Here is a 19,459-nt window from a genome sequence, read left to right on the forward strand (position 1 = left end):
CCGCCCTCCTGAGCGCAGCGACGGCGCTCGCGGGCGCGGCCCTGGGATGGGGGGTGTGGACATTGGTGGCGGCGCCGATCGTGCTGTTCTGGACGCAGGCCATCGGCATGGCCATCGCCGCCCGCCTGCTCATATTGCCAAGCTTCCGATTCGCCGGCGCCGGACATCTGTTCCGATACGGCAATGCGATGCTGCTGGTGCAATTCTTCTGGTTCATCCAGAGCCAGTCGGCGGTGTTCATTGCCGGCCGCCAGTTCGATACGCACAGCCTGGGACTCTACACCACCGCCTTGTTCCTGACCCAGATCCTGGCCGCCAAGTTCGTCCCGCCGCTCAATGAAGTCGCCTTCGCCGCTTATTCGCGAATCCAGGACAAACCGGACGCCGTTTCCTTCGCCTTCCTGAAGGCGGTCCGGCTGATCATGCTGATCGCTTTGCCTTTCTATTTCGGACTGGCGGTGACTGCCGAGCCGCTGGTGCTCACCATGCTGGGTCCGAAATGGGAGGGGACCATCCCACTGGTCGCGATACTTGCGTGGGCGATGCCGTTCATGACGGTGCAGATCATGGTCGCGCCCGCCACCAATGCGATCGGCCGCGAAGACATTTCCGTACGCACCGGAATGATCGGGGCGCTGGTCCTTCCCGTCTGTTTCCTGATCGGCGTCGGCCACGGCCCGTTCGGAATGGCGGTCGCATGGCTGGTGGGATTTCCGATCCTGACGGCGGCCACCTTCAGGATGGCCTTGCCGGCAATCGGCACGTCGATCACGGACCTGGTCCGGGCGCTTGCTCCCGGGCTAGCTGCATCGGCAGCGATGGCGATCGCGGTCACCGCGCTCGATCATATGCTGCCGGCCATGGCGCCGCAGCCGCGACTCGCCTTGCTGGTTCTCGCCGGGACCGTTTTCTATGGGGGCCTGCTCTTCATCTTCGCCCGCCAACTGGTCGCGGAAGTCGTTGCGCTCGTGCTCCGCCAACCGGCAGCGCTCAAGCCCAGGACGCTTTGAATCCAGGCGGCCGCATCATCGTGTCCCACCGGGACAAGCCCAAGTCGGTAAGGTGGGCAATGCCCGCGCCCGCCGTCACGTCAGGCCGAATGCCCCCCGAAAGCGCACTTCTAGACGCTCTGGATATAGATTCGCATCGCTTCGGCTTCTTCCTCGATGCGCCTGATCCGATAGGCAACGAGATCGCCGATCGAGACGATGCCGACCAGCCGCCCCTCCTCCACCACCGGCAAGTGGCGAATCCGGCGCCGGCTCATCTGCGAAAGCGCGGAGAGTACGGGGACATCGGGGGTCACCGTGATCGCGGGAGCGGTCATGATTCGCTCGACATTCCAGTCGAGCAGGGCCGCTCCGTCGCTTGCCAGGCAATAGATGACATCCCTTTCGGACAGGATACCCGCCACCGAAGCGCCGTCTGTGACGGGCACCGCCCCGATTCGCTTATCGGCGAGCAGCGCCACCGCTTCGCGCATCTTCGTGCCCACGGGAATGCTGACAACCTCATGGCCCTTGCCCTGCAAGATCGTCTTCACGGTCATGATCCGGCCTCCTTTTTTCCTTTTCGCGCCGACTCGTCTTGATGATCCCACGCCCTCGCTCCAAAGGGAAGCATGGCCGACGAACCCGTCCCTCCCCATCTGCAGCGCGCGGCGCATGCATGGGCAAGGTATAAAAGGATGATGAGGTGGATGGTTGCAGCTGCCGCGGTCGCGGTGCTGCTCGCCCTCCTCTATCTCAAGAGCACGGGACAACCGATGCCGCTCCATATGATCGTCGCCACCATCGCTGGCGTCGGCCTGTCCGTTTTGCTGGGAACCGGGCTGATGGGCCTGGTCTTTCTCAGCAACAGCAGCGGCCATGACGATGCCGCATCCGGCAAGCGAGACGGACAATGAGCGACGAACAGCGCGAACCGATCCTGCGGGTCGTTCCGCGTCCAGGCGACATCAATGCCAACGGCCATATTTTCGGCGGCTGGGTGCTGAGCCAGATGGATATCGCCGCCGGCATCGTCGCCGCGCGGCGGGCCGACGGAGCGGTGGCGACGGTTGCGATCGAGACGATGCAGTTCATCGCCCCGGTCCTCCTTCACGACGTCATTTCCATCTACGCCGAGATCGAGCGGACAGGCCGCACGTCGATGGGAATCCGGATCGAGGTGATTGCCAGTCGCGATCGCGGCACCGAGGAAGTGAAGGTCACGGGTGGCCTCTTCACCTTCGTGGCGCTCGACGAACAGCATCGGCCGAGGGCGCTGCCGCCGCTCTGAACCCGATTACCGATCACGAGTCGGGTCCGTCCGGTAACGAAGCGCAACCCGGCCATTGGCCGGGATGGTGACGGCCCATAAGGGCCGGCCGTTCCGTCTCCCCAATGCTTTGCCGGCCGCGACGATATCCTTCCCGAAGTCGGCTTCGAATCGGACGGGACGATCCTGATCGTTGGACGCGGTCAACAGGAACGAGCTTCCCTGTTTCCTTTCCTCCGTCTTCACGACGTGGGCGAGCACGCCCGATGCATCGCCGAGTTCGATTTCGACATCCTCGCCCACCGCCTTGTCCTCGATCGCGCCTTCGCCGAGCAGGATCGGCCGCGCCCTGCCTTCGACGAAAATGGCAACGCCCCCGGTCGGCAGCGGAAGGCCCAGCCCCTCCGACGTTCGGTTTCGCGTCCTTAGGATCATCCTGATCTGGACCAGCCGCTCTTCGGCACCGCCATGGATTTCGGCGCGATAGACGCTTTCGACCTTCACCTTTTCGCGATCGATCATCGCGACCTGCTTCTGGCTGTTCGAAGCGACGGTCACCGGCTCGGGCACGCGATAGAGTTTGAGATCGCCAAGTCCTTCCTGTGTGACCTTCATCGCCGAACGGGACATGCCGGTGACGACGATTTCCTCGGCCATCATCGGCGACGCCATCGGCGGAGGCGCCGGAGGAGGGGGTCCGGCGCCGTCATGAGTCTGGACAAGCGGGATGTCGCTCGTCTTGCCGGCCGGCCAGCATTGCAGGCTCAACGGGCTGGCTTGCGGCATGATTCGCCGGCCGCCGTCCTCCCGATTGGGACGGCCGGCGACTGTCTGGGCGCTGGCGTCGACGAAGCTGGTCTCGTCGCCGCTGGCAAGGGTCACCCAGGCGAACAGGTCGAGCCGGTCGCCTGAGGGGGACAGATTGCCGACATAATTTGCCTGCCAATCGAAGCCGGTCGCGAGATAGGAGAGGGTGATGGTCGCGGTAGCAGCGGCGACACTGCGAGTCCTGACCGACAAGGTCGGCTTGGCCGACAGGCCTTCAGGAATCTTGTCGTAGACAATCGTCTCGGGGATTCCGGTGCAACGAAGCGCTTCTAACCCCTGCTCGGTCTGAAGAATGACGGCCCCGGCCGCTCCGGAACGAATCACGGCCTCATGCTCACGTACTTCTCCGGTCGCGCGCGACGTGCGCCGCAGATGAACGCGCCGGCCAATCGAACGATCGAGCAGGCTGGCCGGCGAGAGCAGATAGGCATCCTGATTCTTCTCGATCACGCCGTCGGGAAGGCCCGTGACAATCGCGCTTTCCGGCAGGATCCCGCCGGCGACGCCTTCGAACCTGATGTCGCCATCCCCGGCCGGAATGTCGACGCGCCGCGTCTCGCTGATCAATGCGTAGCCGTTCAGCCAGCTAAGCTGCATCTTCTGGCTGCCGTCGCGATTCGGATCGCGATAAATGGTGACCGAAACCGCGTCCGGACCCGAAGAGGTGGTGACCACCTGTCCGGCCGCCCCGGATGGCAGCAGCATCAGCAGGGGCAGCAGCGCGCGCCGCATGATCTCAGTAGCGCGTATCGAAGACGGCTGTGACCACGGTCGTGCCGTTGGCGGGCACGGTGACTCGCCAGACCGCCTGGTCGGCGGAGCGCCGCTCGCTCTTGAGGCTTTCGCTGATAATGCGTGTATCGCCCCAATAATTGTCGAGACCGGCCTGGGTCAGGTCGACCGTCACCGATTCGGGCCGGGCATTGGTCAGCGTGTAGCGCATGCTCGTCCGCCAGAAGGTGGTCGTTCGCAGCGAATCGCTTTCGCCTGTCATGGCGGCGCCATCGGAGCGCTTGATTCGGAAGCGCTCGGTCGTCTTCCATTCCTCATAATCGATCCGCTCGCGCTTCTCGACGACCGGCTTCACCTTCACGTCGAACGCTTCTCCGGTCTTGAGGCCCAGCTCCGATCCCATCGGCGTATGGCCGATGGCGCTTTCGCCGATGAACTGGGCGTTGCCGCGCGCATCGCGCATATAGACCCGGACAATGCCTGCGGGCAGCGCATCCCCCAGACCCTGCTCGCGCGAGGTCGAGAATTTGAGGACCGTGTCCGCGCTCCGCGCCTCTTCCGCCGCATCCAGCCAGCCGTTGCGATATTCATAAGCCTTGCGTCCGGGCGCACCGACGACGTCGAGGAAGCTTACCTGTTTTGTCTGCTGGTTGGCGATCGTCGTCCGTTCGGCGAGCGGATAGAGATAGAAATCGCCGAGCCTTTCGCGACCTGCCGTTTCCGTCCCGGGATTGCGGATTGACGACGGAGGCGGAGGCGGAGGGCGATAGGAGCGGCGCGGGTCGTAGCCCTGATCCTGCCGGACCTGGCCGGCGACGAGCAAAGTGTCGGCATTGGCATAGGTCGTACCCGTATTGTTGCTGAGCGTGATCCAGCCCTGGACGTCGATCTTGCCGGCCCGCTCGTCGAACATCGTGACGTAGTCGGCTTTCCAGCCGATGCCCGGGGTCAGATAGCTCAAGGTCACGGGCCTGGTGCCGCTCCGCGCGCTTTCCATGGTCACCGACAAGGTTGGCCGGGCGCGCAGGTTTTCGGGCACCTTGTCGAAGATCACGCGAACCGGCAGTCCATCATCGCGGAGCACCTCGATGCGCTCGCCGATGCGCAGGACGACGCCACCATTGACGGCCAGGACGGTCGCCCGCTCGCGCATCTCCTGGCCCGTCGCCGGATTGGTGCGGACGAGGGTGATCATTTCTCCCACCGCCTTTTGCATCAAGGCCTGGGGCGAAAGCAGGTCATAGTCGAAATTCTGCTCGACGATGCCGATGCCGTCGCCGGTCAGGGTCACCGTCTCCGGACGGATCATGCCCGAGACATCCGGGAATTCCTGTTTCGAACGCCGGACCGGGACATCGAGCTGGCGCGTGTCCTGCACCAGCGCCAGATCGTTATTGTAGATGGTAATGGAGACATTTCCCTGGCCGGATTGGGCGAGAACGGGCGCAGCCAGCAGGGTGGAGAGCAGCAAGATACGACGCATGAAAAAATGCTCCCGACGGTTTCCCGCCGGGAGCATGTTATTTTATAACCTTCGCTGTCAATCGGCGAAGATGGGCGAGATTTTTCTAGAAGTCGATCTGGGCCCGGGCACCGATCACATCGACGCCATAATTGCGGTCGCCACCGGCAGCCGGGATCGCCGCACTCTTATAATCCAGCCGGCCATAGTTCAGCATGAAGCGAACATAATCCTGCGGAATCCAGATCAGGGAAATCTGGTATCCCTGCTGTTTGCCGCCGACCACGCCGGCATCGATGAGGTCGAGATAATCGTACCGCAGATTGACCTGGAGAGCGCCCATGCCGCCATCCTTGACCGACTTCAGCACCTTGGTCCGATCAAAGGTGCCGCCTTTATAGCCGCGTGTCTCGCCCGTAATGTAGTAGCCCACCTCGGCATAGCCGCCGAAGAAGGTCGGTGTCGGCGCCGGATCCACCCGATCGGCCTTCAACCAATGCACTTCGCCCACGGCGTGGAACGGACCATGGATGGCCGCGGCTTCGAGACCGTAATTGGTCTCCTTTTCCACCGCGAGAGCCGGCGTGGCCAGGAAGCGGGTGTCGCTCGAGTGGACGAGCGGCCGCTGCCGATAGCGCGTGGTGGTTCCGATATCGACCAGGTCGCGGTTCTTCCGATAGTGCGCCGATCCGCCGAAATGGAGCTGGGTTTCACCGAGCTTGGGTGCAAAGACCAGCCGTCCGTCGAACCCGAGCGAATTGTTGTCGTCATCGTTGAGATCGCCGATCGAGTCGGTGAAGACGCCTGCACTCGCAATGACCGGACCGTGCGCATAGGTCGCCGAGACGCCGACCCGGCGTTCGAAATTGAATGCGTCGGTGAAGGCCGCCCGTTCGATGAACGAGCTGAAGCGCGAGCTGGTCAGTTCCTCCAGCGACTGGAAATTATTGTGCTGGCCGATGATGAGACTCGTGCTGGGCATGAAATCATAGGACAGATAGGCGTCCGTGATGTCGACCGAATTGCCGGCGAAATCGATTTCGAACTTATAGCCCAGACCGCCGGGGATGTTGCCTTCCACGCCGAGACGAGCGCGGCGGACCTCATTCGAAAAGCCCAGGCCGCGATCGGTTATGCCGTCCGGGCGGCTCACGAAGCCCGCATCATATTGCAGGCGTCCGCGCGGCTTGAACGACCAACCGCTTTCCTTGTCGACAAATTGCGGCGCGCCCTTCCAGCTGGGCTTGGAAGAAGATATCTGTTTCTTGATGGATTCCAGCTGCTCCTGCAGCGCTTCCACCTGCGCTTCCAGAAAGGCCGTCCTGGCGGCGACCTGTTCCGGCGTGACCGCTTCCTCTTGGACGGGAACATCCTCTGCCTCTGAGGTTTGCCCCCATGCCGGCGAGATCGCAATCATCGAGCTGCCTGCCAAGAGAATCAGCGATAACACATTATTCTTCATGATTTTTTCCCCAATAGGTGAGATACTCCGCCCCCTGCGGAGTATGACGGGCGCGTGATCCTTTGATGACGCGCCCGTGACACTTTGATGACGCGTTCTACTTTACCGCTGCGAAGTTCAGCGGCGCGAACGTACGCGCCGCCTGCGCATTGCGTTGGCGCACGGCGTCAGGCGCGGCGATCAGGCCAAGCCGGGCAAGATAGCCGTTGCGGCCCCAGGTGCTTTCCTTGGTGAACTCCGCGACGAAAGAGCGGATCGACGGGATCGCCTTGGCGTGCGCATTCTTGACGTAGATGTAGAGCGGACGGGCGCCGGGATATTTAAACTGCGCGATATTGTCATAGGAAGGCGTGACGCCGTTGAGCGACAGGCCCTTCAGCTTGTCGCCATTTTCCTCGAGATACGAATAACCGAAAATCCCGACGGTGCCCGGGGTCCCCGCGATCTTCTGCACGATCAGATTGTCATTCTCGCCTGCTTCGACGAAGGCGCCATCTTCGCGCACGCCGATGCAGATCGCCTTGTGCTTGTCGGCGTTGCTGGATTTGAGCGCCTTCATGCCGGCGTTCGTCTCGCACCCAGGGGTCATCAGCAGTTCGACCAGGGCGTCGCGGGTGCCGCTGGTGGGCGGGGGACCGTAGACGCGGATCGGAATCGCCGGGAGCTGCGCGTTGACGTCCTTCCAGGTCTTGGCCTTGTTGGGCTTGCCGAAGGGCATTTTGGCGATCGCCGCATAAACGTCGCGAACCGTCAGATTGGACAGACCCGTCGCCTTGGCGGTCGCAAAGGCGATACCGTCGATGCCGACCTGGATTTCCGTGATTTGTTTGACGCCAGTGGCACTGCAGCTCTTCAGTTCCGAAGATTTGATGCGGCGGGAAGCATTGGCGATATCGGGGAACCGCTCGCCGATGCCGCCGCAGAACAGCTTCATGCCACCGCCGGTACCGGTCGATTCGATGATCGGCGTGGGCGTGCCCGGGTTGGCGCGCGCCATGCGCTCGGCGACGGCTTTGGCGAACGGATAGACCGTCGACGATCCGACGGCCCGGACCTGCGTCCGGGCATGAGCCTGCATGGGCAGTGCCGTAGAAGTGGCGACAAGTGCAATGGCCGCGATGGCCGTCCTGAATTTCATCGATTTTCCCCTTGATCAGCAGCGTCCTTGCTGCGGTGTCAGGCGGGGCATTAGGGGCTGGCCGTGACTCGTCAGGGACAATGATATGTCAGTTCCGTGACAGTCGATCATTGCCATTTGCGCAAAGAAAAAGGCGGCCATCGAAGCGATGGCCGCCTTATATTCTGCCGGAGAATCCGGAGATCACGCCGCCGGTGCGATCTCCTCGTCGCCGTCGCGGGGACGGCGGGTGCGGCGCCGCGGCGCCTTGGCCGGCGCATCGCTGTCGACGCTGATCGCGGGCGGCAGCACCTCCAGCGAGATACGCTCCTCGCCGCGATCCTCCTCAGGCTCGCGGCGACGCGAACGACGGGGACGCAACGGCTCGCCATTGCGCTCCTCGCGAGAGTCATTCCCGTCCGATGCAGGCCCGTCCGACGCAGGGTTTCGCTCCGCCTGCGGCTCGCTCTGACGAGCGGCGCGGACTTCGCCACGCCCCCGGCCGCGCTGGACCTGCGGCTCGGCGACGCGTTCCTCCCGGAAATCCCGGCGGCCGCGATCGTCGCGGTCTTCGCGGTCGTCGCGTTCCTCGCGATCGTCTCCGCCTGCGGCGGTGGTCTCGTCCTGGTCCTCGTCCTCATCGGGCGAATAATCGTCGCGCTGGCGCCTCTGCTCCTCGAAGCGGGCGCGGCTTTCGTTCAGGACCCGAAAATAATGATCCGCGAACTGCAGATAATATTCGGCCTGGACGCGGTCGCCCTGAAGCTGCGCGTCCCGAGCCAGGGATTTATATTTCTCAAGAAGCTGGCTCGCATTGCCGCGCGAGCGGTTTTCCTGACGATTGTTCCCGGGGTTAGGCGACTGGTTCGGCGAGCGGGGTCCGCCGCCGCGGCCGCGCCTGCGGCCGTTCTGACGATTGTTGATCAAACGCTGGTCCTCGTCTTCGTGGTCCCAATATTGCCACTATGACGGCCGGGCCCCTCCCGGCCGTAAATCTGTGCGCGACCGCTTTGGCAGGTGGCCACATCATGGCTCCCGCCACCTCAGGCCAGGATCGTCCAAAGACGTCTGAGCAATCGGGGGTCGGCGACGGACAACCTCACGCAATCATTGCTGTGATTGGCCCCGTCCCTGCGGCCTATGTAGCTATGCCACCTTTAAAATCCAAGCGGAAAGATGATTATCTGCATTAATGGCTTAACAGCAGCGCACGGCGCCGGCCCGCCAGGTCCCGCCGGGCGGCCGTCCTCAGCCCTTCATGCGCGAAGAGCGAAGCCACCTCGTCATATTGCCCGGCCCCGATCTCCACGCAGGCCAGGCCCTGCGCGTCAAGGCGCGGACCGATGAGCGGCGCCAGGCGCCGATAGTCGTCCAGCCCGTCCGGACCGGAGAATAGCGCCATGGGCGGCTCCCACTCCGCCACGTCGACCGGAAGCGGGGCGCCTGCTGCGATATAAGGGGGGTTGCAGAGGATCAGATCGAACTGCTCGGTGATCCCTTCGCTCCAGTCACCAAGCCGAAAATCGGCGCGCGCGGAAAGGCCCAGCCTCTCCGCATTGGCGTGGGCAACGGCAAGCGCCCGCTCCGACCTGTCGATTCCGATCCCGCGCGCTTCCCGCCATTGATCGAGCGAGGCCAGCAACAAGGCGCCCGTTCCGGTGCCCAAATCGAGGATCGAGCGAGGCCCCGCTTCACCGAACTGCGCCAGTGCCGCTTCGATCAGCGCTTCGCTGTCGGGGCGGGGTATCAGGACACCCGGCCCCACCTCCAATTCGATCGTCCAAAAGGCGCGCCGGCCAAGAATATAGGCGATCGGCTCCCCGCGGGCGCGCCGGCCCAGCAGGTCCTCGAATGCATCCGGTGCCGGTTCCTCCAGGCATGTCAGAAGCAAGGTCTCGCGCTCGATCCCGAAGGCCTTCGCCATCAGCAATTCGGCATCCAGGCCCGGCGTGTCGCTTATCGCCGCCAGGCTTTTCCTGGCGGCTGCCAGGGCGTCACGCGATCTCATCGAGAGTCGCAAGCCGCTCCGCCTCATCCTCGGCGATCAGCGCCGAAACCAGTTCGTCGAGCCCGGATCCCGCCAGGATCTCGTCCAGCCTATGGAGAGTGAGGTTGATGCGATGGTCGGTCACGCGCCCCTGAGGGAAATTATAGGTGCGGATCCGTTCGGATCGGTCCCCCGATCCCACCATCGACTTGCGGGCGCCTGCCCGTTCGTCGGCGAGCCGGGAGCGCTCAAGTTCATACAGGCGGGTGCGCAACACCTTGAGCGCCTTGGCCTTGTTCTTGTGCTGGGATTTCTCGTCCTGCTGGATGACGACCAGCCCGGTGGGAAGGTGGGTGATGCGAACAGCGCTGTCGGTCGTGTTGACCGACTGGCCGCCAGGGCCGGAGGACCGATAAACGTCGATCCGGAGATCCCTGTCGTCGATCTGGACATCGACATCCTCCGCCTCGGGAAGCACGGCGACGGTGGCGGCGGACGTGTGGATGCGGCCGCTGCTTTCGGTCGCGGGAACACGCTGGACGCGGTGCACGCCGCTTTCGAACTTCAGCTTCGCGAAAACGCCCTTGCCGGCGACCGACGCGACCACTTCCTTGAAGCCGCCGACATCGGAGGGGCTCGCCGAGATGATCTCGAGACGCCAACCCTGTTCTTCGGCATAACGCTGGTACATGCGGAGCAGGTCGCCGGCAAACAAGGCGGCCTCGTCGCCGCCCGTGCCGGCGCGGATCTCCAGCATCGCCGCCCGATCGTCGGCGGCGTCGCGCGGCAGCAGCCGCAGCGCGAGCGCCCGCTCCGCCTCGGGAAGCCTGGCCTGCAGGTCGGCCATTTCCTCCGCTGCCATCTCCCTGATATCGGGACTTGGATCGGATAGCATTTCATCGAGGACGACGATCTCGGCCCGCAACCGGCGCACTTCCCGCGCTGCGGCGGCGACGGGCTCGATCTCGGCATAATCCTTTGAAAGCTGGACGAACTGATCGGGCGGAAGGTTCGGCGCCGACATGGCGTTCTGCAACTCGTCGCGGCGCGCCTCGATGGCGGCGATACGCTGCCCGGAAATAGAGCTCATGAGCCCCTGACCGCGTCCACGAGATCGGCTATTGCGATGTCGCTCTGGCTGCCGCTCGCCAGATCCTTCAAGGCGGCCTGGCCACGGGCCAGTTCCTCGTCGCCGAGGATGATGGCGAACCGTGCACCGCTGGCGCTCGCCTTCTGCATCCTTTTCTTCATGTTGCCGCGATAAGCCATGTCGCAGGCAATGCCGGCGCGGCGGAGCGTGGCCGCGATCGCCAAAGCCTCTGTTTCCGCCTTCTCCCCCAAGGGCACCAGAGCCACATCGATACGCGGCGGCGCGGGCGCGTCGATCAGCATGCCAAGGCGCTCGATTCCGGCCGCCCAGCCGACCGCCGGCGTGGCCGGACCGCCGAGTGTCGGGATGAGGCCGTCATAGCGTCCGCCGGCGATCACCGCACCTTGGGCGCCAAGCCGGTCGGTGACGAATTCGAAGGCGGTGTGGCTGTAATAATCGAGCCCGCGCACAAGCCGCGGATTTTCGACGAAGGCGATGCCGGCGGCGCGAAGCCCCGCCTTCACCTTTTCGTAGAATGACCGCGCCTCCGCCGACAAATAGGCGTCGACGTGGGGCGCATCCCGGACGAGCGCCCGATCGCCTTCGTCCTTGGAATCGAGGATGCGGAGGACATTCTTGTCCAGCCGGAGCTTGCTGTCGGCGCTGAGGCTTTCGCTATGGGCGGCAAAATAAGCGGAAACGGCGTCCCGCCAACCCGCCCGCGAGACGTCGTCGCCCAGCGTGTTGATTTCCAACGTCACGCCATGATCGATGCCGAGCATGCGCAGCAGCTGATCGGCGAGGACGAGAAGCTCGACATCGGCGGACGGCGAATCCGTGCCGATGATTTCCGCGTCCAATTGATGGAATTGCCGATAACGCCCCTTTTGCGGGCGCTCGTAACGAAAGACCGGGCCGTGGGTGGCGATCTTGAGCGGCGCCAGCTGCTGCCATCCCTCCGAGAGATAGGCCCGGGCGATCCCGGCTGTGAATTCGGGCCGCAACGTGATCCCGTCGCCGCCGCGATCCTCGAAACTGTACATTTCCTTGGAGACGATGTCGCTCGTCTCCCCGATCGAGCGGGCAAATATACTGGTTGCCTCGAACACCGGCAGCTCGATCCGCTGGAAAGCGTAAAGGCGCCGCACGCGATCGAATGCCTCGACGACCGTCTGGAAACGATCGGCGGGTTCGCCCCATATGTCCTGGGTTCCCCTTATCCGTTGCAGGCTCTTGCTCATGGCGGCGCGCTTTAGCATCTTTGCGCGCGCTGGGAACTGCCGACGGAAAGCCGTTCAGAAGCGGCCGGGCATCCGCTAGGGTCGAGCAAGTCCACATTATCCGGAGCTTGATCTGCGTATCATCCTGTCCGCCAGCCTCGCCTTGATCCTCGCGCCCGCCGCCTTGGCGCAGACCCAGCCGACGCGGCCGCAGCCGCTTGGCATGACCGATCCCGTTCCGGCCGCCCGGGACATCGCCTTCCAGGGCACGATGCGGATCGAGGTCGACGCCACCGACACGGCGCGGGGCATCTTTCGCGTACGGCAGGTGATCCCGGTCGGCAAGGCGGGACCGATGACCCTGCTCTATCCCAAATGGCTTCCCGGCAATCACGCGCCGCGCGGGCCGATCGCCTCGATCGCCGGCCTCAAGGTGAAGGCCGCCGGCAAGGCGGTGGCGTGGCGGCGGGACCCCGTCGACGTCTATGCCTTCCATATCGACGTGCCGAGCGGCGCGCGGGAAATCGAGGTCGAGTTCCAGCATCTTTCGCCGACCAAGTCGGATCAGGGACGGGTGATCATGACCCCCGTCATGCTGAACCTGCAATGGGAGAAAATGTCGCTTTATCCGGCCGGCTATTTCACCCGGAACATCATGGTCTCCCCGTCCGTCACCCTGCCTTCGGGATGGCGGGGCGCAACGTCGCTCGACGTGGCCAGCAAGAACGGCAACCGCATCACCTTCAGGCAGGTGAGCTATGAGGCCTTGGTGGATTCACCGATGTTCGCAGGGCTCCACTATCGACGCGAGCCGCTGGCAGCCGACGTCGCGCTCAATATCTTCGCCGACCGGCCCCAGGATCTCGAGGCGACTCCCGAACAGATCGCCGCCCATCGCGAACTCGTCGAGCAGTTCGGGAAGCTCTATGGCGCCAAACATTATGACGAATATGAATTCCTGGTCGCGCTGACGGACGAGCTTGGCGGGATCGGCCTCGAACATCTGCGCTCCTCCGAGAACAGCCATCCGCGCGGCTATTTCACCGACTGGGCGAAATATTCGGCGGGACGCGATTTGCTCGCGCACGAGATGAACCACAGCTGGAACGGCAAATATCGGCGCGGCGCCGATCTCTTCACGCCCGATTACCGCACGCCGATGCGCAACAGCCTGCTCTGGGTCTATGAGGGCCAGACCCAATTCTGGGGTTATATATTGTCGGCCCGCTCGGGAATGATGCCGGTCGAGGACGTCAAGGCGGAGCTTGCTCGCACAGCCGCCTATTATGACATCCAGCCGGGGCGGAGCTGGCGCCCGCTGATCGACACCACCAACGATCCGATCGTCAATGCGCGACGGCCGCAGGCCTTTGGCAGCTGGCAGCGATCGGAGGATTATTACAGCGAAGGCATGCTGATCTGGCTCGACGTCGACAGCCGTATCCGGTCGCTGACCAATGGCCGGCGCTCGCTCGACCATTTCGCCCGGGCCTTTTTCGGGGTGAGGCCCAACGACCAGGGCATCTTCCCTTATACGTTCGAAGATGTCGTCCGAACGCTCGGCGAGATCGCGCCCTATGATTGGAACTCCTACCTGACCCAACGTGTCGAAAAGGTGGGCGAGGCGCCGCTCGGCTGGATCGGAAGGGGCGGGTACCGACTCGTCTATCGCGACACGCCGACGCCTTATTTCGCCGGCCGCGAGAAGGATCGCGAGATGCTTGACCTCACCTACACGATCGGGGCGACGATCGGAAAAGGCGGCATCGTCACCGGAGTCGCCTGGGATTCGCCTTTGTTCAATCAGGGCGTGACGGGCGGGACCCAGATCGTCGCGATCAACGGCCAGGAATATTCCGACAACGATTTCAAGGCCGCGATCACGGCAGCCAAAGGCGGCAGGACGCCGATCGAAATGCTCGTCAAGAAGGGGGACCGTTATCGGACCATCGATCTCGATTATTATGACGGTCTTCGTTATCCGGTGCTGGAACGCGTCGGATCCGGGCCTTCGACCCTTGATGCCCTGCTCGCGCCGCTTTGAAAGCGGCGATCAGGCCGTAAGCTTGAGCCCGGCAATACAGGCGACAATGCCGAAAAGGAGCATGATCCGGACCATGGCAGCCGGCTCCCCGAACCAGAATATGCCCACCAGGACCGTGCCGATCGCGCCGATCCCGGTCCAGACCGCATAGGCCGTCCCCATCGGAATCGATCGGGCGGCGACCTCCAGCAGACCCATGCTGAGCGTGACGGAGACGAGGAAAGCCAAGGTCCAGGGAATGTTGCGGAAGCCTTCGACGAATCGGATCGAGGTCGTGAATCCGATCTCGAACAGGCCGCCGAGGAAGAGCAGGAACCACGCCATCAGGGATGCACTCCGGTTTCGATGTCGCCTGTCGGCGGACGGCCGCGTACGGCCGCCAGGCAGGCAGCGACGATCATGGCTGCTCCGACCAAGGTCAGCGGCCTTACCGCTTCGTCGAAGAAAAGAAGGCCGTACAAGGCCGCCCAGATGAAGGCGGTATATTCGACCGGCGCGAGATGCTGGGCCTCGGCGCGAGCATAGGCCCAGGTCAGCAGCATCAGCGAACAAAAAGCGAGCAAGGCGGCGGCGAAGATGGCGGGCAACTCTCCCGGCGGCGGGAGTTCGGCGAGAAACGGCGCGGCAACCAGGAAGCAGCCTGTCGTGACCAGGCTCATGAAGAAGGCGACCTCGATCGGGCCGGCGACCAAAGCCTGCTGCCGCATCAGGATGATGTTATAGGCGTAGAGGAAGGCCGATGCGAGAATGGCGATCGCGCCCAGGAATGCCTCCTGACCGAGATCGGCACGGGCCTGGCCGGCCAGGATCACGACCACGCCCGAAAAGCCGAGCAGTGAGGCCAGGACCGCCCTGTGAGTGATCCGTTCCTTGAGAAGCAGGGCAGCGAGATAGAGGGCGATGATCGGCGCAACGAAGGACAATGCGATCCCCTGGGCAAGCGGTACCCGCGCCAGCCCCCAGAAGAAAAGGAAGCCCATGATGGCCGACAATATGCCGCGCCGCACGTGAAGGTGGAGGACCGACCGCGCGGGGAACTTCCTGCCTGTCCCGTAGAATATGGCGGCACCGAGGACCCCACCCGCGAGGGTGCGCCACAGCAGCGCATTGTAGGTGCCGATGGACAGCGCCAGCCCCTTCATGAAGGCGTCCATGCCGGAAAACAGAGCGATGCCCAACGTGGCGACGGCGAAGGCGATCGCCGGGCTATGCCCCTTCATTCCGCCGCGTCGGGAACCGCGTCGATCTGAGCCGCCTCGATTTCCGCGGCCTTCGCCTCCACGAGCCTGACGATATGGTCCACCATGTCGGCATCCTGGACATGGTGATCGGTCACGCCGGACAGATAGACCATATGCTTTCCCTGGCCCCCGCCCGTGATGCCGATGTCGGTTTCGCGCGCCTCGCCGGGGCCGTTCACGACGCAACCCAGCACGGAAAGCGAAAGCGGCGTGCGGATATGCGCCAGCCTGTCCTCCAGCGTCTGGACCGTCCGGATTACGTCAAAGCCCTGGCGGGCGCAGGACGGGCAGGAAACCACGCGGACGCCACGGTTGCGGATCCCGAGCGTCTTCAGGATCTCATAGCCGACGCGGACCTCTTCTTCGGGTTCAGCCGAAAGCGATACGCGGATCGTGTCGCCGATTCCGAACCAGAGGAGCGAGCCGATGCCGATCGAGGATTTGACGGTACCGCCGATCAGGCCGCCTGCTTCCGTTATGCCGAGATGAAGGGGGCAATCGACGGCCTCGGCAAGCTGCTGGTAGGCGGCAACGGCAAGAAAGATGTCCGAGGCCTTCACGGCCACCTTATAGTTGCGAAAGTCCTTGTCCTCGAGCAGCTTGATATGGTCGAGCGCGCTTTCGACCAGAGCCTCCGGACAGGGCTCGCCATATTTTTCGAGCAAGTCGCGCTCCAGGCTGCCGGCATTGACCCCGATCCGGATCGCACAGCCATTGGCCCTGGCGGCGCGGACGACCTCGCCGACCCTCTCGTCCGAGCCGATATTCCCCGGGTTGATGCGCAGGCAGGCCGCACCGGCATCGGCCGCTTCGAGCGCCCGTTTGTAGTGGAAATGAATGTCGGCGACGATCGGCACCCGCGCCGCACGAACGATCTTCCCCAACGCCGCCGTCGATTCCACGTCGGGACAGGATACCCGGACAATATCGGCCCCTGCTTCCTCGCAGCGCCGGATCTGTTCGATAGTGGCGTTCGCGTCCGCAGTCAGCGTATTCGTCATGGTCTGAACGGTGATGGGCGCGTCACCCCCTACCGGCACATTGCCGACCATGATCTGGCGGGATTTGCGGCGAATGATATCGCGCCACGGGCGGATGGACATGGATATGCGGACCTTGGTCGTTCGGACGGGCCTATAGCCGATCCGCGTGCCCGCCTGAACCCCTACCCTGCACCGTTTCGGGTCGCCCTGCCGGTGCGAGGCGCGCCGTCATGCCTTGCCCTCCTTCACGGGCCGCCCGCGCTTCCGCGGCACGGGCGGGGCCACCCTGACGCCCCGCCGCTGAAGCGCCTCGCGCAGCAGGCATTCGATCTCGGCATTGACGCTGCGAAGATCGGCCGATGCCGCACGCTCGAGCGCGTCCCACAGGGCGGGCTCGAGGCGTAGCGGAAAGGCCTTTTTCTTTGGTGGGAGGGGCACGGTCTTTACTGATCGATGTTCATGGCGTCACTGATAGAGGGTCCCGGCATTGACGATGGGCTGAGTGTCGCTTTCGGAGCAGAGGACAACCATCAGGTTCGAAACCATCGCCGCGCGCCGCTCGTCGTCGAGCTCGACCACATTCTTTTCCGACAGAAGCTGCAACGCGCTTTCCACCATGCTGACGGCGCCGATCACGATTTTCTGGCGTGCCGCGATCACCGCCTCGGCCTGCTGGCGGCGAAGCATGGACTGGGCGACCTCCGACGCATAAGCGAGGTGGGTGAGGCGGCATTCGTCGATGCTGATACCCGCCACCGAAACACGCTCCTGCAATTCTTCGTTCAGTTCCAGATTGACGACATCGGCATGGCTCCGGAGTGTCGTCTCCTGATGCTCGATATCGTCATACGGATATTTGGCGCCAATCGTCCGCAGCGCGCTTTCGATCTGGACGAACAGGAACTTGGTATAATCGTCGACGTCGAAGAGCGCCTGAGCGGTGTCGGTGACCCGCCATACGACATTGCAGGCGATTTCGATCGGATTCCCGCGCAGGTCGTTCACCTTGAGCCGCTCGGAAGTGACATTGTGGACGCGGGTCGAAATCTTCGTGCGGGTCAGCCACGGCCAACGCCAGCGCAGGCCGGTGATGCGATCGGTTCCCCTATAGTCGCCGAACAGAAGAATCGCCGCCGCCTGGTTCGGCTGAAGAAAATAGAAGCCCGAGGCGACGAACAGCATCGTCAGCGCCCCTGCAGCGGTCAGCGCCGGCCCGGATGCGAAATCCCTTTCCATCAGAAGCAGCAAGCCGGCCGCCATGATCGCCAGGGTCACCAGCAGGACAAGCAGCATGCCATAGCCGCTAATGGTGCGCGCAATGCTCTCCTGCGACAAGGACAGCGCCTTTGAACCGGAAAGGTTCTGAACTTCATTCGCCATATCCACCTCCATAATAATGATATCATATTTATATCGGAAGATTCTGCAAGCGAAATTGCGGACGTCCCGGAGGAAGGCCAGCTTGCCAGCGATCCGGCACCCCGATAGGGGCGCCAAATCGTGCCACCGAACCGGAGATTCCCGACATGGCGTCCGTCGCGCAATCGCAGACCTGGAAGCTCGTCATTCACGGCGGCGCCGGCGTGATCCAGCGCGAGCGGCTAGACCGCGACCAAGATCGGCAGATAAGGGCGGCGTTGGACCGCGCGCTCCAGGAAGGATCGTCCGTCCTCGCCGGCGGCGGCACAGCCCTCGACGCCGTGGAAGCGGCGGCCAAGGTGCTGGAGGACGATCCCAATTTCAATGCCGGACGGGGCTCCGTCTTCACCCATGAGGGCAGGATCGAGCTGGATGCAGCCATCATGGACGGACGCACGCGCGCCGCCGGGGCCGTAGCGGGCGTCACATCGACCCGTAATCCGGTGAGCCTCGCCCGCGCGGTGATGGAGCGCGGTCCCCATGTTTTTCTCGGCCGCGAGGGCGCCGATCAGTTTTCACGCGAGCAGGGCCTTGAGCAGGCGCCCCCCGAATGGTTCGCGACGGCGGAGCGACGGCAACAGCTCGAAGAAGTGCGCGCCAGCGACGGCTTTGACGCGACCCTCAAATATGGGACGATCGGCGCGGTCGCCGTGGATGTGCAGGGACATGTCGCGGCCGCCACTTCGACAGGCGGCATCACCGGCAAGCGCTGGGCGCGAATCGGGGATTCCCCTGTGATCGGCGGCGGCACCTATGCCGACGATCGCGCTGCCGCCATCTCGGCCACAGGGAGCGGCGAGCATTTCATACGCGTCGGCGTCGCCCATGAAATCTGCGCGCGCATGCGGATGCTCGGGGAAGACGCGCAGACCGCCGCCGACAAGGTGATCGCGGAAGTGGGCGAAATCGGCGGGACTGGCGGAGTCATCGTCGTCACCCCGCAGGGCGAAGCGACCTATTCCTTCAATTCAGCCGGCATGTATCGCGGCATGGCTTCGGCAGAGGGCCGGCAGATCGCCATTTACGGCGACGAATGACGAGGCTCCGTGCGCGGAGCCTCGTCCCGTCCTTCATTGCGGCAGCACGGTCACCGAGCGCCGATTCTGCGCCCAGGCGGTCTCGTCGGAACCAAGGGCTTCCGGCCGTTCCTTGCCCCAGCTGATCACCGTCATCCGCGATGCGGCGATGCCACGATTCTGGAGGTAATTCTTGGCCGCATTGGCCCGCCTGTCGCCGAGCGCGAGATTATACTCACGCGTGCCGCGTTCGTCGGCATGGCCTTCGATGGTAACGCGAACATTGGGGTTGCGCTGCAACCAGGCAGCCTGAGCGTCGAGGATGACCCGATCCTGATCATCCACCGAATAGCTGTCGGTTTCGAACAGGATGCGATCGGAAGGCACGGAACGCAGGAAGTCGGCGCGCGATCCGGGCAGAATCTCCGTGCCGACGCCCGTGTCGCCCGCCTGGTCCTGGCCGGCTTCGCCCTCCGTGCCCATTGGCGGCGGCGGTATGTCCTTGGGCGCTTTCTTCCCGCAGCCGGCAGTGAATGCCAGGGCAATCGCAAGCACGCCTACCTTCAGGCCGATCTTGTTCATCTTACTCTCCTTCACTT

General features: G+C 63.7%; 20 protein-coding genes (1 of these 20 cut by a window edge). 5 read left to right on the top strand and 15 right to left on the bottom strand.

Translation table 11 applies throughout. The annotated features are described in order from the left end of the window. Positions 1 to 1,010, top strand: the 3' portion of a protein-coding gene (locus RQX22_RS18235) for a lipopolysaccharide biosynthesis protein (protein ID WP_315728467.1). The gene continues 484 nt to the left of window position 1, outside the view; only the last 1,010 of its 1,494 coding nucleotides appear in the window; the start codon falls outside the window, past its left edge; the stop codon is at positions 1,008 to 1,010. Between the two features lie 110 nt (positions 1,011 to 1,120). Here RQX22_RS18235 and RQX22_RS18240 read toward each other — a convergent pair whose 3' ends face one another. Then, positions 1,121 to 1,549: a CBS domain-containing protein gene (locus RQX22_RS18240; RefSeq protein ID WP_315728469.1), complete on the bottom strand. Its 429-nt coding sequence runs from the start codon at positions 1,547 to 1,549 to the stop codon at positions 1,121 to 1,123. A gap of 150 nt (positions 1,550 to 1,699) precedes the next feature. Here RQX22_RS18240 and RQX22_RS18245 point away from each other — a divergent pair, with 150 nt between their 5' ends. Both RQX22_RS18245 and RQX22_RS18250 read left to right on the top strand, forming a co-directional pair. After that, the gene (locus RQX22_RS18245; RefSeq protein WP_315728472.1) at positions 1,700 to 1,906 is read left to right on the top strand and encodes a hypothetical protein; all 207 of its coding nucleotides are present in this window, start codon (positions 1,700 to 1,702) and stop codon (positions 1,904 to 1,906) included. After that, complete coding sequence (locus RQX22_RS18250; protein WP_315728474.1) at positions 1,903 to 2,280, top strand: acyl-CoA thioesterase; 378 nt, start codon at positions 1,903 to 1,905, stop codon at positions 2,278 to 2,280. Before RQX22_RS18245 ends, RQX22_RS18250 begins: the two co-directional genes overlap by 4 nt. A 6-nt stretch (positions 2,281 to 2,286) precedes the next feature. Here RQX22_RS18250 and RQX22_RS18255 read toward each other — a convergent pair whose 3' ends face one another. From RQX22_RS18255 to hisS, 8 genes are all read right to left on the bottom strand, one after another. Beyond that, complete coding sequence (locus tag RQX22_RS18255; RefSeq protein WP_315728476.1) at positions 2,287 to 3,819, bottom strand: DUF4139 domain-containing protein; 1,533 nt, start codon at positions 3,817 to 3,819, stop codon at positions 2,287 to 2,289. Between the two features lie 4 nt (positions 3,820 to 3,823). Next, a complete protein-coding gene (locus RQX22_RS18260) occupies positions 3,824 to 5,302 on the bottom strand; it encodes a DUF4139 domain-containing protein (protein WP_315728477.1) in 1,479 nt (492 codons plus the stop codon). A gap of 85 nt (positions 5,303 to 5,387) precedes the next feature. Beyond that, positions 5,388 to 6,743, bottom strand: a complete 1,356-nt coding sequence (locus tag RQX22_RS18265) for a porin (RefSeq protein ID WP_315728478.1) — start codon at positions 6,741 to 6,743, stop codon at positions 5,388 to 5,390. 97 nt (positions 6,744 to 6,840) lie between these two features. Next, a complete protein-coding gene (locus RQX22_RS18270; RefSeq protein ID WP_315728480.1) occupies positions 6,841 to 7,881 on the bottom strand; it encodes a substrate-binding domain-containing protein in 1,041 nt (346 codons plus the stop codon). A 183-nt stretch (positions 7,882 to 8,064) separates the two neighbouring features. Continuing rightward, positions 8,065 to 8,787, bottom strand: coding sequence for a DUF4167 domain-containing protein (locus RQX22_RS18275; RefSeq protein ID WP_315728481.1), 723 nt, complete (start codon positions 8,785 to 8,787; stop codon positions 8,065 to 8,067). Between the two features lie 262 nt (positions 8,788 to 9,049). Next, positions 9,050 to 9,868: a peptide chain release factor N(5)-glutamine methyltransferase gene (gene prmC / locus RQX22_RS18280; RefSeq protein WP_315728483.1), complete on the bottom strand. Its 819-nt coding sequence runs from the start codon at positions 9,866 to 9,868 to the stop codon at positions 9,050 to 9,052. Beyond that, positions 9,855 to 10,937 carry a peptide chain release factor 1 gene (gene prfA, locus RQX22_RS18285; RefSeq protein ID WP_315728485.1) on the bottom strand — a complete coding sequence of 361 codons (1,083 nt, stop codon included), beginning with the start codon at positions 10,935 to 10,937 and terminating at the stop codon, positions 9,855 to 9,857. Before prfA ends, prmC begins: the two co-directional genes overlap by 14 nt. Continuing rightward, positions 10,934 to 12,178 (bottom strand): histidine--tRNA ligase, encoded by a 1,245-nt coding sequence (gene hisS / locus RQX22_RS18290; RefSeq protein WP_315728487.1) that lies wholly within the window; start codon positions 12,176 to 12,178, stop codon positions 10,934 to 10,936. Before hisS ends, prfA begins: the two co-directional genes overlap by 4 nt. Before the next feature lie 124 nt (positions 12,179 to 12,302). Between hisS and RQX22_RS18295 the strand changes: the two genes are divergently transcribed. Then, positions 12,303 to 14,201: a M61 family metallopeptidase gene (locus tag RQX22_RS18295; RefSeq protein ID WP_410001665.1), complete on the top strand. Its 1,899-nt coding sequence runs from the start codon at positions 12,303 to 12,305 to the stop codon at positions 14,199 to 14,201. Positions 14,202 to 14,210: 9 nt separating this feature from the next. On the opposite strand, the gene RQX22_RS18300 is transcribed toward RQX22_RS18295, so the two are convergent. The 5 genes from RQX22_RS18300 to RQX22_RS18320 form a co-directional block, all read right to left on the bottom strand. Beyond that, the gene (locus RQX22_RS18300) at positions 14,211 to 14,525 is read right to left on the bottom strand and encodes a DMT family transporter (protein WP_315728491.1); all 315 of its coding nucleotides are present in this window, start codon (positions 14,523 to 14,525) and stop codon (positions 14,211 to 14,213) included. Continuing rightward, on the bottom strand, positions 14,525 to 15,421 hold the full coding sequence (locus RQX22_RS18305) for a DMT family transporter (protein WP_315728492.1): 897 nt from the start codon (positions 15,419 to 15,421) through the stop codon (positions 14,525 to 14,527). Before RQX22_RS18305 ends, RQX22_RS18300 begins: the two co-directional genes overlap by 1 nt. After that, positions 15,418 to 16,545: a flavodoxin-dependent (E)-4-hydroxy-3-methylbut-2-enyl-diphosphate synthase gene (ispG, locus tag RQX22_RS18310; RefSeq protein WP_315728494.1), complete on the bottom strand. Its 1,128-nt coding sequence runs from the start codon at positions 16,543 to 16,545 to the stop codon at positions 15,418 to 15,420. The genes RQX22_RS18305 and ispG overlap by 4 nt, the downstream gene beginning before the upstream one ends. Before the next feature lie 108 nt (positions 16,546 to 16,653). Next, positions 16,654 to 16,863 carry a type II toxin-antitoxin system antitoxin gene (locus RQX22_RS18315; RefSeq protein WP_315728496.1) on the bottom strand — a complete coding sequence of 70 codons (210 nt, stop codon included), beginning with the start codon at positions 16,861 to 16,863 and terminating at the stop codon, positions 16,654 to 16,656. Positions 16,864 to 16,890: 27 nt separating this feature from the next. Then, positions 16,891 to 17,805 carry an SPFH domain-containing protein gene (locus RQX22_RS18320; RefSeq protein ID WP_315728498.1) on the bottom strand — a complete coding sequence of 305 codons (915 nt, stop codon included), beginning with the start codon at positions 17,803 to 17,805 and terminating at the stop codon, positions 16,891 to 16,893. 146 nt (positions 17,806 to 17,951) lie between these two features. On the opposite strand from RQX22_RS18320, the gene RQX22_RS18325 reads away from it, so the two are divergent. Continuing rightward, positions 17,952 to 18,881 carry an isoaspartyl peptidase/L-asparaginase family protein gene (locus tag RQX22_RS18325; RefSeq protein ID WP_315728500.1) on the top strand — a complete coding sequence of 310 codons (930 nt, stop codon included), beginning with the start codon at positions 17,952 to 17,954 and terminating at the stop codon, positions 18,879 to 18,881. A 33-nt stretch (positions 18,882 to 18,914) separates the two neighbouring features. On the opposite strand, the gene pal is transcribed toward RQX22_RS18325, so the two are convergent. Continuing rightward, positions 18,915 to 19,442, bottom strand: a complete 528-nt coding sequence (gene pal, locus RQX22_RS18330; RefSeq protein ID WP_315728502.1) for a peptidoglycan-associated lipoprotein Pal — start codon at positions 19,440 to 19,442, stop codon at positions 18,915 to 18,917. Positions 19,443 to 19,459 lie beyond the last annotated feature (17 nt).

It is taken from the genome of Sphingosinicella rhizophila (assembly GCF_032378825.1).
Lineage (GTDB): Bacteria > Pseudomonadota > Alphaproteobacteria > Sphingomonadales > Sphingomonadaceae > Allosphingosinicella > Allosphingosinicella rhizophila.

Coding starts and splice junctions, on each gene's coding strand:
- RQX22_RS18265 (WP_315728478.1), bottom strand. CDS start 6,743: ATGAAGAATAATGTGTTATCGCTGATTCTCTTGGCAGGCAGCTCGATG.
- RQX22_RS18325 (WP_315728500.1), top strand. CDS start 17,952: ATGGCGTCCGTCGCGCAATCGCAGACCTGGAAGCTCGTCATTCACGGC.
- RQX22_RS18320 (WP_315728498.1), bottom strand. CDS start 17,805: ATGGCGAATGAAGTTCAGAACCTTTCCGGTTCAAAGGCGCTGTCCTTG.
- prmC (WP_315728483.1), bottom strand. CDS start 9,868: ATGAGATCGCGTGACGCCCTGGCAGCCGCCAGGAAAAGCCTGGCGGCG.
- RQX22_RS18270 (WP_315728480.1), bottom strand. CDS start 7,881: ATGAAATTCAGGACGGCCATCGCGGCCATTGCACTTGTCGCCACTTCT.
- RQX22_RS18250 (WP_315728474.1), top strand. CDS start 1,903: ATGAGCGACGAACAGCGCGAACCGATCCTGCGGGTCGTTCCGCGTCCA.
- prfA (WP_315728485.1), bottom strand. CDS start 10,937: ATGAGCTCTATTTCCGGGCAGCGTATCGCCGCCATCGAGGCGCGCCGC.
- pal (WP_315728502.1), bottom strand. CDS start 19,442: ATGAACAAGATCGGCCTGAAGGTAGGCGTGCTTGCGATTGCCCTGGCA.
- RQX22_RS18300 (WP_315728491.1), bottom strand. CDS start 14,525: ATGGCGTGGTTCCTGCTCTTCCTCGGCGGCCTGTTCGAGATCGGATTC.
- RQX22_RS18245 (WP_315728472.1), top strand. CDS start 1,700: ATGGTTGCAGCTGCCGCGGTCGCGGTGCTGCTCGCCCTCCTCTATCTC.
- hisS (WP_315728487.1), bottom strand. CDS start 12,178: ATGAGCAAGAGCCTGCAACGGATAAGGGGAACCCAGGACATATGGGGC.
- RQX22_RS18305 (WP_315728492.1), bottom strand. CDS start 15,421: ATGAAGGGGCATAGCCCGGCGATCGCCTTCGCCGTCGCCACGTTGGGC.
- ispG (WP_315728494.1), bottom strand. CDS start 16,545: ATGTCCATCCGCCCGTGGCGCGATATCATTCGCCGCAAATCCCGCCAG.
- RQX22_RS18255 (WP_315728476.1), bottom strand. CDS start 3,819: ATGCGGCGCGCGCTGCTGCCCCTGCTGATGCTGCTGCCATCCGGGGCG.
- RQX22_RS18240 (WP_315728469.1), bottom strand. CDS start 1,549: ATGACCGTGAAGACGATCTTGCAGGGCAAGGGCCATGAGGTTGTCAGC.
- RQX22_RS18260 (WP_315728477.1), bottom strand. CDS start 5,302: ATGCGTCGTATCTTGCTGCTCTCCACCCTGCTGGCTGCGCCCGTTCTC.